Raw genomic sequence first — 11,490 nt, forward strand, 5'->3', positions numbered from 1 at the left:
ATCAAGGCACGGGCGCCGTCCGGATCGGTCCTACGAGTCCCTGGAGGGTTTTAGGATGAACGTTCAGCAGTCCTTCGCACGCCGTGGTTTCCTTCGCGGTGCGCTTGCCACCGCAGTGCTGGCCCCGATGGGCGGAGCCCTGGCCTCCTGCGCGTCGGGCGGCGGCGGCGGCACCGGTCCCACCGGCACGGTCTCCGATGCCAACCCGTTCGGCGTGCCGGATAACTCCACCATTGACGCCGTGATCTTCAAGGGCGGGTACGGAATCGACTACGTCGACTTCGCCGGCAACATCTTCAACAAGAACCACCAGGGTTCCACCGCCAAGATCAGCCCGTCGACGGCGATCTCCACCGAACTGCAGCCCCGCTTCGCCGGCGGCAACCCCCCGGACCTCGTGGACAACTCCGGTGCGCAGTCCATCGGCATCAGCACCATCCTGGACCAGCTCGAAGACCTGCAGCCGGTGGTGGATGCAAAGAACCTTGAAGGTACCCCCATCAAGGACACCCTGTACGAAGGTGTGCTGGCTCCCGGTACCTTCAACGGCAAGCTGGTGGCCATCAACTACGTGCTGACCCTCTTCGGCGTTTGGTATTCCTCCTCACTCTTCGAGGCCAATGGCTGGGCGCCTCCCAAGACCTGGGACGAAGCCTTCGCGCTCGGTGAGAAGGCCAAGGCCAAGGGCAAGTACCTCTTCCTCTGGGGCAAGGAAGCCGCAAGCTACTACCTTGAGCTCGCGCTCAGCTCGGCGATCAAGGAAGGCGGGGACGAAGTCCGCGTCGCCCTTGAGAACCTCAAGGAAGACAGCTGGAAGCACCCCGCGCTCACCAAGGTCTTCGAAGCCCTGGACAAGCACGTCAAGGCCGGCCACTTCAAGCCGGGCGGCTCGGGTACCGCCTTCACGGCGGCGCAGGCACAGTGGAGCAACGGCCAGGAGGCCCTGCTCTACCCCTCGGGTTCGTGGATCGAAAACGAAATGAAGGACCAGACCAAGGCCGATTTCAAGATGACGGGCGCTCCGGTGCCCACGCCGTCCAGTAGCCCGAAGCTGGGCTACGAGGCCCTGCACTCCGGTGGCGGCGAGCCGTTCATCGTGCCGTCCCAAGCCAAGAACAAGGCCGGCGGCAAGGAAATCCTGCGCATCATGCTGTCCAAGGACGCGGCAGCCAACTTCGCCAAGACCAAGCTGGCTCCCACCGTCGTCAAAGGTACCGTTCCTGCGGACGGCTTCGGCTCCACCGCCCTTGTCTCCCAGACCAAAATGCTCGATGCGGCCGGCAAGAATGTCTTCAACTGGCAGTTCCTCGACCTGTACGGCATGAACAAGGACGTCTTGGTGGTCTGGAATGCCTTCCTCGACGGCAAGTCGAACGCGGCAAACCTGGCTAACGACATGCAGAAGATGTCGGACAAGATCCGCAACGACAGTTCCATCAAGAAGGTTGAAATCAAGTGAGCCTGCCTCCACCAACTGCGGTTCTGGAAGGCGGCCGCAAGGCCGCCATCCAGAGCCGCCGCAAGAACCTGACGTTTGACAAGATTTCCTTCATGGCGGTGTTCCTCGGGATACCGCTGGCGATCTACTTGATCTTTGTTATCTGGCCGTTCGTCCAGGCATTCTTCTACTCCCTGACCGACTGGTCCGGCTTCAGCCCCAACTTCAAGTTCGTCGGTCTGGAGAACTACGCGCGGATCTTCACGGATGACCTCTTCCTGAAGGCCCTCAGCAACAACGTGATCCTGTTGATCGTCGTGCCGATCGTCACCGTCGGGCTCAGCCTGGTCCTGGCCTCGCTGGTGACGGTAGGCGGAAGCAGCAAGGGCCAGGTCAAGGGCCTGAAGAACTCCAGTTTCTACCGGGTCGTCTCCTTCTTCCCGTACACCATTCCAGCCGTCGCCATCGGCATCATGTGGGGCCAGATCTACGACCCCAGCGGCGGTTTGCTGAACGGCGCCCTGAACGCCCTTGGACTGAATTTCAAGAGCTATGCCTGGCTGGGCAACACCAACACAGCCATGGCATGCTCCATTTTCGTCATCATCTGGGGCTTCGTGGGCTTCTACATGGTGCTCTTCATCGCCGCAATCAAAGGCATCCCGTCCGAGCTCTTCGAGGCTGCCCGCATCGATGGTGCAGGGCGTTTCCGCACGGCCGTCAGCCTCACCATCCCGATGATCCGTGACAACGTCCAGACTGCCTACGTCTACCTGGGCATCTTCGCCCTTGATGCCTTTGTCTACATGGCTTCGTTGTTCCCCAACGCCGGCGGCCCCGAAAACTCCACGCTGGTCATGTCCCAGCAGCTGTTCTTCACGGCTTTCCAGCGCGGCCAGTTCGGCATGGCGACCGCCATGGGCGTTGTCCTTGCCCTTGCAACCCTGATTTTCTCCGGCCTCGTGTTCCTGGTGAATAAGCTGACCGGCGGTTCCGAGGGAGGCCGGTTGTGACCCTTCTTAAACAAAAGACAGCTCCTGTGGGCCATGTGGAGCGTGAGGCCAAGAGCAGCCCGGGTGACCGGGCGGTAGCGGCCACATCGCACGTCGTCCTGGCCATTTGGTCGGCCATCGTGATCCTGCCCCTGCTGTGGACCTTCATGTCCTCCTTCAAGACCTCCAGCGAGATCTTCTCTTCCCCGTTCGCGCTGCCGGGGGCCTGGAAGCTCGACAACTACATCAGGGCGTGGTCCGAAGCCGGCATCGGTGCGGCATTCATCAACTCGGTGATCGTGGTTGGCGTCTCCCTGGTGGTTGTCATGCTGCTCGGGGCGATGTGCGCCTACGTCCTGGCCCGCTTCACCTTCCCAGGCAGCAGGGTCATCTACATCCTGATGCTGGCCGGCCTGACTTTCCCCGTCTTCCTGGCCATGGTTCCGCTGTTCGGCGTCCTCAAGGGCATGGGTCTGCTCAACCAGCTGCCCGGCCTGATCATCACGTACGTGGCCTTCGCGCTGCCGTTCACAGTGTTCTTCCTGTTCGCGTTCTTCAAGAACCTGCCGGGGGAAATCGCCGAGGCCGCGGCGATCGACGGCGCCGGGGAGTGGCGGACGTTCTTCCAGATCATGCTGCCCATGGCCAGGCCGGGTCTCGCCTCCGTGGCGATCTTCAACTTCCTGGGCCTGTGGAACCAGTTCCTCATCCCGGTGACCATCAACGCCGGCGGTCCCAAGGTGCTCTCCCAGGAACTCGCTGCGTTCGCCCAGCAGATGGGCTACGCGGTGGACTTCGGCTCACTGTTCGCCGCCGTCACCGTCACCGTGATTCCGGTGCTCATCGCGTACATCCTGTTCCAGCGCCAGCTGCAGGGCTCGGTGTCGCAAGGCACCTCGCGCTGATTCTCAAGCACCCAAGCGCCCGACGGCGGTTCCACCTTCCGGTGGGGCCGCCGTCGCCGTCTATCTTCCAGCCGATTGATAATGAGGCATGTGGATCGGCTGGATCGAGTTCGACATCCTCCTCGGCGAAGTGCACAGCCTCAAGGAGAAACGCTCGCTGGTGCGGCCATTGGTGGCCGAGCTCAAACGCCGTTTCGAGGTGTCCGCGGCGGAGACCGGCTTCTTGGACCAGCACAGGCGGGCGCTGATCGGGGCGGCGGTGGTGACGCCGGACCGTGCGCACCTCGTGGAGGTGCTCGACGCCGTCGAACGCCTGGTCGCCGGCCGTCCGGAACTCGAACTGCTCAGCGCCCGCCGCCGCGACGTCCACAGCGAGGATTGACCAAACGCGGGGTCACTTACCGCCCATCCCGAGGGGATATTTGGGCTGTAAGTGACCCCGTGTTGGGGTTTGCCGGACGCCTAGCCGAAGTACTTCGGCAGGGTGCCTTCGTGCGCTTCGCGGAGGGCGTCGAGGGACATGGTGTCGACCCCGTTGATCTCCAGGGCGCCGGAAGCCGCGTCCACCACGCCGATGCGCAGGTGGGCGAAGCCGCGGGCGGTGCACATGTCCTTGAAACGGACTTCCTCGGAGCGCGGCACGGACACGATGGCCCGGGCCTGGGACTCGGAGAACAGTGCCGTGAACAGGTCCACGCCGTCGCGCTCGAGCAGTTCCTCCAGGGCGATCCGGGCGCCGACGCCGTAACGCAGCGAGGACTCCACCAGGGCTGCCGCGAGGCCGCCTTCCGAGAGGTCGTGCGCGGAATCGACCATGCCGTCGCGGCTGGCGTTGATCAGGATCTCACCCAGCTGGCGCTCGGCGGCAAGATCCACGCGGGGCGGCAGGCCGCCGAGGTGGCCGCGCAGCTTGGCCCATTCAGAACCGTCCAGTTCTGCCGCCGTCGTACCCAGCAGGTAGATGGCCTGGCCGTCTTCCTTCCAGCCCGACGGCGTGCGGCGCGCGACGTCGTCGAGCTTGCCGAGAACTGCGACCACGGGGGAGGGGTGGATCGGCGTGGTGCCGGTCTGGTTGTACAGCGAGACGTTGCCGCCGGTGACCGGGACGCCCAGCTCCATGCAGGCGTCGGACAGGCCGCGGATGGACTCGGCCAGCTGCCACATGACATCCGGGTCCTCGGGGGAGCCGAAGTTCAGGCAGTCGGAGACGGCCATCGGCACGGCGCCGGAGGTGGCCACGTTGCGGTAGGCCTCTGCCAGTGCCAGCTGTGCGCCGTTGTACGGGTCCAGGTAGGTGTAGCGGCCGTTGGCGTCCGTGGCCAGGGCAACGCCCAGCCCGGTCTCCTCGTCCACGCGCACCACGCCGGCGTCGTCCGGGAACGCCATGGCGGTGTTGCCGCCCACGTAGCGGTCGTACTGCTTGGTGATCCAGGACTTGTCGCACATGTTCGGCGATGCGACCAGCTCGGTGACGGCGGCAGCCAGCTCCGCGGGAGCGGCGGGGCGGCCGGCGTCCTGCACGGAACCGGTGAAGGTGTCCGCCTGCAGGGCGTCCTGCCAGGACGGGCGGGCGTACGGGCGGTCGTAGACCGGACCGTCGTGGGCGACGGTGCGCGGGTCGACGTCGACGATGACCTCGCCTTCCCAGGTGATGATGAGGCGGCCGGTGTCGGTCACCTCGCCCAGCCAGGCGTATTCCACGGCCCACTTGTCCATCACTGCTTCGAACGCCTCGACGTTCTCCGGGGTGACCACGGCCATCATCCGTTCCTGGGACTCGGACATCAGGATTTCGCCCGGGGTCAGCGTGGGGTCGCGGAGCAGCACGCTGGTCAGCTCGACCTGCATGCCGCCGTCGCCGTTGGAGGCGAGCTCGGACGTGGCGCAGGAGATGCCGGCCGCGCCGAGGTCCTGGATGCCTTCAACCAGGGAGCCCTTGAAGAGCTCGAGGCAGCACTCGATGAGGACCTTTTCGGCGAAGGGGTCGCCCACCTGGACGGCGGGGCGCTTGGACGGCTTGGTGTCGTCGAAGGACTCGGAGGCCAGCACGGAGGCGCCGCCGATGCCGTCGCCGCCGGTGCGGGCGCCGAAGAGCACAACGCGGTTGCCCTTGCCGGAGGCGTTGGCCAGGCGGATGTCCTCGTGGCGCATGACGCCCACGGCCAGGGCGTTGACCAGCGGGTTGCCCTGGTAGACGGCGTCGAACACCATCTCGCCGCCGATGTTCGGCAGGCCCAGGGAGTTGCCGTAGCCGCCGATGCCGGCCACGGCGCCGTGCATGACGCGGGCGGTGTCCGGGTGGTCGATCTCGCCGAAGCGCAGCGGGTCCATGACGGCCACGGGGCGGGCGCCCATGGAGATGATGTCGCGGACGATGCCGCCGATGCCGGTCGCCGCGCCCTGGTAGGGCTCAACGAACGACGGCGAGTTGTGGGACTCGATCTTGAAGGTCACGGCCCAGCCGTCCCCCAGGTTGGTGACGCCGGCGTTTTCGCCGATGCCCACCAGCATGTCCTTCTTCATCTCCTCGGTGACCTTCTGGCCGAACTGGCGCAGGTGGTTCTTGGAGGACTTGTAGGAGCAGTGCTCGCTCCACATCACGGAGTACATGGCCAGCTCGGCGCCGGTCGGGCGGCGGCCCAGGACCTTGACGATCTCCTCGAACTCGTTCTCCTTCAGGCCCAGCTCGGCCCAGGGGAGTTCGGTGTCCGGGGTGTTCGCTGCGTTCTCGACGGTGTCGATGTTGAACTTCTTGTTGGTCTCCGTGGTCACTTGGCGCCTCCCACAATCTTGTTCAAAACGGAGGTGAAGAAGCCCAGGCCGTCCGTGCCGGCGTTGGACTCCGGGCCGAAGCCGGGTTCCACGGCGTGCTCGGGGTGCGGCATGAGGCCCACCACGTTGCCGGCGGCGTTGCTGATGCCGGCGATGTCACGGCGGGAACCGTTCGGGTTGAAGTCCACGTAACGGAATGCGACGCGGCCCTCGGCCTCAAGGGCGTCCAGGGTCTTTTCGTCGGCGATGTACTGGCCGTCCTGGTTCTTCAGCGGAACCAGGATCTCCTGGCCGGCCTCGTAGTCGCCGGTCCAGGCGGTGGTGTTGTTCTCCACGCGCAGCACCTGGTCCCGGCAAAGGAACTTCAGGTGGTCGTTCTTGATCATCGAACCGGGCAGCAGGTGCGATTCGGTGAGGATCTGGAAGCCGTTGCAGATGCCCAGTACAGGCAGCTTGGCGTCCGAGTTGGCGGCGTCGATGATCTTGGACATCAGCGGCGCGAAACGCGAAATGGCGCCGGCGCGCAGGTAGTCGCCGTAGGAGAAGCCGCCGGGGATCACCACGGCGTCGACGTCGGCCAGTTCCGTGTCGGCGTGCCAGAGCGCGACGGCGGTGCCGCCTGCGAGGCGGACGGCACGGGCGGCGTCGCGGTCGTCAAGGGTGCCCGGGAAGGTGACGACGCCGATCCTGGCGCCGTTCAACCGGGATTCGGCGGCCACCGGGGCTTCGCCGATCAGGGGAAGTTCAGTCATTTCAGGCCTCGACGACCTCGACGTTGACAACGTCTTCGATGACCGGGTTGGAAAGCAGGGTTTCTGCGGCCTCGCGCGCCTGGGCGAGGATGGCGTCGGTCACCTCGCCGTCGACGGTCAGTTCGAAGCGCTTTCCCTGGCGGACTGCGCTGAAGCCGGTGAAGCCGAGGCGGGGCAGTGCTCCCACGATCGCCTTCCCCTGCGGGTCCAGAATCTCGGGCTTGGGCATGACGTCGACGACGATCCGGGGCATCCGGTAACTCCTGTGCGTGAGCGTTGGTTGAACCTTGTCAAAGGCTTCCGCGGAGTGGTGCCGTCTCACGCCGTACCGCATCCAAACAGCATTCAACAGGGGTGTCCGGCAGTGGTGTTTGGTGCAGTGTCTTACGGATAAGGGGCGCTCCGCGAGCTTGCACGCCCATTCTACCGGCCAAACCGGCCCATACCCTATTTGTGCTAATAGGATGGCGGCATGGCAGGGAACGTGAGGTCCATGGTGTTGCCGGTGGTGGCTGCTGCGGTGTTCGCCGGCCTAGGCAGGATGGTGGCCCGGAAGATCAAACTGGACCGGGCGGCGCGCGAAAACCGCAGCGTTGCCCTGCTCGACGCGGCCGCCCGGGCGAGGATCAGCGCGGCCCTGCGCGGAGCCGCCCAGCCGCCCGCCCCGGTGGCGGAATAGTGAACGTACAAATGCGCTAATCCTGCGGGTGAAAGTCCGGAAAACGGGCGTAGCTTGGGTTCCATGCCGGGTCATTTCCCGCTGAACCGACAAAGCCAGTTACCGAGCCTGGAGGAACCATGACCGAACATGTTGCCGAAGTCTCCGCCTGCAGCGTTGGCAGCTGTGGATTCAACCATGATGGCTGTACCGCATTTGGCATCACCATCGGCGGCTCCACGGACCACGCGTCCTGCGCCACATTCATCGACACCACGGCCATGGGCGGGCTTCCCAAGGTCCTCGCCCACGTTGGTGCCTGCCAGCGCAGCGAGTGCATCCACAACAACCACCTCATGTGCGAGGCGCACGACGTCAGGGTTGGCCCCGGCGCCGAGTCTGCGGACTGCCTCACCTACGAGCACGCCTGACGCACTGAACTGAAACTGAACCGAAAAGGGCACGTTCCACACGGAGCGTGCCCTTTTCCATGTCCGGGAGCCTCTTGAAGCCGACGTGTGACAAGGATGAAATCCAACTTTGTGCCCTATGTCATATTCAGCTATCGCTCTGTACTGTATGAAGCGATTGCTTCCGAGCGGTTGTCAAAAACTGTCAACCGGGCAGCATTCCAATGGCAGCATTCAAAGTTGATTGATCCCGGCACGTTAGCCCGGATCGCCTTTAGAAAGGTGCAATCACTCGTGAAATCAAGAGGAAAGAGCTTCGTGGGAAGCGGGGTCCTTCGAAGAGCTGCGGCACTGGCCGTGGGCGTTCCGGTAGTGCTGTCGTCCATGGCGCTGGCACCGGCACAGGCCGCCCCGGCGCAGGGAAGCAAGACCGCCGCAGTCAAAAAGACCCTTGATCCCCAGGCATATAAGGCCGGACGCTACATCGTGGTGCTCGCGGAGAAACCCGCAGCTACCTACGACGGCGGCACCCCGGGCTATACGGCAACCAAACCGCAAACCGGCAAGAAGCTGGAGGTGCGCAGGAACGAGGTCCAGCGCTACCAGGCCCACCTGCAGCAGCAGCAGCGCGACGTGGCCGCCCAGGAAAAAGTCAGCATCAAGCGTGACTTCACCACGGCACTCAACGGCTTCAGCGCCAGCCTCACGGCGGATCAGGCCGTCAACCTTGCGAAGAACCCCAAGGTCCTGCTGGTTGCCCCGGACACACAGCATTCGCCGGACTACTCCACCACCGATTTCCTTAAACTCAGCGGCTCCGGCGGCCTGTGGCAGACCCGCTTCGGCGGCAAGGACAAAGCCGGCGCGGGCACCGTGGTGGGTGTGATCGACACGGGCTACACGCCGTCGAGCGCTTTCTTTGCCGGCGAGCCCGTTCAGCCGCTCACCGGCAACCCGCAGGTGGGTGTCCCGTACCGCACCGACGACGGCAAGATCGCCATGCTGAAGGCCGACGGCGATACCTTCGTTGGCGATTGCCAGGCCGGCCAGGACTTTGACGGCACCGCCTGCAATTCCAAGGTCCTCAGCACGCACTACTTCGCCGACGCTTTCCTGGAGACCGTTCCGGCAGGGCACCGTGCGCCGCAGGAACGCATCTCACCGGTGGACGTGGCCAGCCACGGCACCCACACGGCCAGCACCGCTGCCGGCAATTCCGATGTCGAAGCCACCGTGGACGGCCGCAGCTTCGGCATCACCAGCGGCGTGGCCCCGGCGGCCAAGCTCTCCATCTACAAGGTCTGCTGGGAGGATGACGACCCCAACACGGGCGGTTGCTACGGCTCCGCCTCCGTTGACGCGATCGACCAAGCCATCGCTGACGGCGTCGACGTCCTGAACTACTCCATCTCCGGCTCCACGGACACCACCACGGATCCCGTGTCCCTGGCCTTCCTGTCCGCAGCGTCTGCCGGCATCTTCGTCTCGGTCTCGGCAGGCAACTCCGGCCCCACTGCCGGAACCGTCAACCACGGCGCACCCTGGCTGACCACCGTGGCCGCCAGCAGCTTCTCCCAGGAACTGCAGGGCACGGTCGAATTCTCCGACGGCAGCAAGTACCGCGGCGCCAGCATCATGAACTCAGAAGTGCACAACGCCGGCGTGGTCCTTTCCGCCAATGCTGCCTCCGGCACGGGCAACGCAGCCGTCTGCGCACCCGGTTCGCTGGACCCGGCCAAGATCGCCGGAAAGGTGGTCGTCTGCGACCGCGGCGTGGTTGACCGCGTGGCCAAGAGCGCGGAGGTGAAGCGCGGCGGCGGCGTGGGCATGATCCTGGTGAACCTCGCCAACTCCTCACTGGACACTGACAAGCACTCCGTCCCCACGGTCCACGTGAACCCGCCGGCCACCGGCGAAATCAAGCAGAAGATGGGCGCCAACCCCGCCATCACCGTCTCCTTGATCGACCACGACACCACCGGCCTGCCCCTCGAGGCACAGCCGCAGATTGCCGGCTTCTCCTCGCGCGGCCCGCTCGCTGCAAGCGACTCGGACCTGCTCAAGCCGGACGTTGCGGCCCCGGGCGTCGCTGTCCTGGCCGGTGTTTCGCCGATCGGCACCGGCGGTGACACCTTCGGGTTCCTCTCCGGCACCTCGATGGCGTCCCCGCACATCGCAGGCTTCGGTGCCCTCATCCTGGGCAAGAATCCCACGTGGTCCCCGGCCACCGTGAAATCGGCCATGATGACCACCGCCTCGGACGTGGTCAACGCCGACGGCAGCAAGAACACGGACGTCTTCGCCACGGGTGCCGGCCACATCAACGCGGCCAGGGTCCTGGATCCGGGCCTGGTGTACGACGCCGGAACCGAGGACTACCTGAAGTTCATCCAGGGCACCGGCGTGGACCTGGGCATTCCGGGCCTTGGAAGCACTCCGGCGCGGAACATGAACCTTCCGTCCTTCGCCCTGGGCAACCTGGCCGGCAAGGTCGAGGTCACCCGGACCCTGACCGCGCTCACCCCGGGCCTGTACCGGGCCAGCGCCAACGTCCCGGGCGTCGACGTGAAGGTCACCCCGTCCGTGCTCAACTTCACGGCCGTGGGACAGAAGAAGTCCTTCAAGGTCACGTTCGAGAACCGGAATGCCGCGCTCGCCAAGTTCGCCATGGGTTCGCTGAAGTGGGAGGGCGCCGGAAAGTCGGTGGTTTCCCCGGTTGCGGTCCGTCCCCAGTCGGTGATCGCCGGCAAGGACCTCACGTTCACCTCGGGCCAGGCCAACGGATCGGCCAAGATCAGCATCCTCTCCGGCACCGATTCGCCGACGGCGGTCACCCTGGACGGCCTGTCCAAGGCCGATTCCTCGGCCACGGAACTGGTGCCCGGACCGGCGGCGCTCGCGAACAACGATTCCAACTTCGTCAAGGAAGCAACGGTTGCCGAGGGCGCTGCGCTCGCCAAGTTCTCCGTGATTTCCGCCGACGACACCGCGGACTTCGACCTGTACGTGTTCACGCCTTCCGGTGAGCTGCTGACGGCCGCCACCGCAAGCGCCAGTGAGTCCCTCTCGATCGAAGCCCCGGAGGCCGGAACCTACACGATCCTGGCCAACCTGTTCGCGAGCCCGGACAACCGGCCCACCAAGGCAAGCGTCGATGCCGCCATCCTGGGCAGCAACGAAGGCAATGCCACGGTGACGCCAAACCCGATCAAGCTCAGGAACGGCACAAAGGGCGAGCTCACCCTGGCCTGGACTGGCCTGGAACCGGGCTCCTACATCGGCCGGCTGACCTTCGTGGGTACCAGCGCACCGACATTCGTCTCCGTGATCATCTCGGCCGACGGTGCGGTAGCGGTTGCCCCCGAACAGCAGCTGAGCGGCGGCGTCCCCGCCCAGCAGAAGCTGCAGCAGGAAGACCGCGAGCTGCCGGACAACGCCGGGTAGCGCCGGACCTTATCGGTAGGCAAAACCAGGATGGCTGCGGCCGGCGGAGAACCCGCCGGCCGCAGCTTCCTTTTTTGTGCCCGCAGAAACCTCATGCGCATCCCTGGCCACATGCTCTT

The 11,490-nt window shown here is 65.1% G+C and carries 10 protein-coding genes; 7 read left to right on the top strand and 3 right to left on the bottom strand.

Translation table 11 applies throughout. The features are described 5' to 3' along the window. Positions 1 to 55: 55 nt before the first annotated feature. The 4 genes from ngcE to ACNQPB_RS07560 all read left to right on the top strand — a co-directional run bounded on the left by ngcE (position 56) and on the right by ACNQPB_RS07560 (position 3,717). Positions 56 to 1,459, top strand: a complete 1,404-nt coding sequence (gene ngcE / locus ACNQPB_RS07545) for an N-acetylglucosamine/diacetylchitobiose ABC transporter substrate-binding protein (protein ID WP_498750464.1) — start codon at positions 56 to 58, stop codon at positions 1,457 to 1,459. A gap of 92 nt (positions 1,460 to 1,551) precedes the next feature. Next, positions 1,552 to 2,451 carry a carbohydrate ABC transporter permease gene (locus tag ACNQPB_RS07550; protein WP_498750726.1) on the top strand — a complete coding sequence of 300 codons (900 nt, stop codon included), beginning with the start codon at positions 1,552 to 1,554 and terminating at the stop codon, positions 2,449 to 2,451. A 35-nt stretch (positions 2,452 to 2,486) separates the two neighbouring features. After that, complete coding sequence (locus ACNQPB_RS07555; protein ID WP_498750727.1) at positions 2,487 to 3,335, top strand: carbohydrate ABC transporter permease; 849 nt, start codon at positions 2,487 to 2,489, stop codon at positions 3,333 to 3,335. An 88-nt stretch (positions 3,336 to 3,423) separates the two neighbouring features. Next, on the top strand, positions 3,424 to 3,717 hold the full coding sequence (locus ACNQPB_RS07560) for a DUF503 domain-containing protein (protein ID WP_498750466.1): 294 nt from the start codon (positions 3,424 to 3,426) through the stop codon (positions 3,715 to 3,717). An 80-nt stretch (positions 3,718 to 3,797) separates the two neighbouring features. Here ACNQPB_RS07560 and purL read toward each other — a convergent pair whose 3' ends face one another. The 3 genes from purL to purS are packed head-to-tail and all read right to left on the bottom strand — an operon-like array spanning position 3,798 to position 7,112. Continuing rightward, the gene (gene purL, locus ACNQPB_RS07565; protein WP_498750468.1) at positions 3,798 to 6,107 is read right to left on the bottom strand and encodes a phosphoribosylformylglycinamidine synthase subunit PurL; all 2,310 of its coding nucleotides are present in this window, start codon (positions 6,105 to 6,107) and stop codon (positions 3,798 to 3,800) included. Then, positions 6,104 to 6,859 carry a phosphoribosylformylglycinamidine synthase subunit PurQ gene (purQ, locus tag ACNQPB_RS07570; RefSeq protein ID WP_498750470.1) on the bottom strand — a complete coding sequence of 252 codons (756 nt, stop codon included), beginning with the start codon at positions 6,857 to 6,859 and terminating at the stop codon, positions 6,104 to 6,106. The genes purL and purQ overlap by 4 nt, the downstream gene beginning before the upstream one ends. Position 6,860: 1 nt before the next feature. After that, positions 6,861 to 7,112 (bottom strand): phosphoribosylformylglycinamidine synthase subunit PurS, encoded by a 252-nt coding sequence (gene purS, locus ACNQPB_RS07575; protein ID WP_074590667.1) that lies wholly within the window; start codon positions 7,110 to 7,112, stop codon positions 6,861 to 6,863. Between the two features lie 219 nt (positions 7,113 to 7,331). Between purS and ACNQPB_RS07580 the strand changes: the two genes are divergently transcribed. The 3 genes from ACNQPB_RS07580 to ACNQPB_RS07590 all read left to right on the top strand — a co-directional run bounded on the left by ACNQPB_RS07580 (position 7,332) and on the right by ACNQPB_RS07590 (position 11,371). Next, positions 7,332 to 7,538, top strand: coding sequence for a hypothetical protein (locus ACNQPB_RS07580; RefSeq protein ID WP_498750471.1), 207 nt, complete (start codon positions 7,332 to 7,334; stop codon positions 7,536 to 7,538). 119 nt (positions 7,539 to 7,657) lie between these two features. After that, positions 7,658 to 7,948: a DUF1540 domain-containing protein gene (locus ACNQPB_RS07585; protein WP_498750472.1), complete on the top strand. Its 291-nt coding sequence runs from the start codon at positions 7,658 to 7,660 to the stop codon at positions 7,946 to 7,948. A 273-nt stretch (positions 7,949 to 8,221) separates the two neighbouring features. Continuing rightward, positions 8,222 to 11,371 (top strand): S8 family serine peptidase, encoded by a 3,150-nt coding sequence (locus tag ACNQPB_RS07590; protein ID WP_498750474.1) that lies wholly within the window; start codon positions 8,222 to 8,224, stop codon positions 11,369 to 11,371. Positions 11,372 to 11,490: the final 119 nt, after the last annotated feature.

It is taken from the genome of Curtobacterium sp. LFS079, assembly GCF_047977865.1.
Classification (GTDB): Bacteria; Actinomycetota; Actinomycetes; order Actinomycetales; family Micrococcaceae; genus Arthrobacter.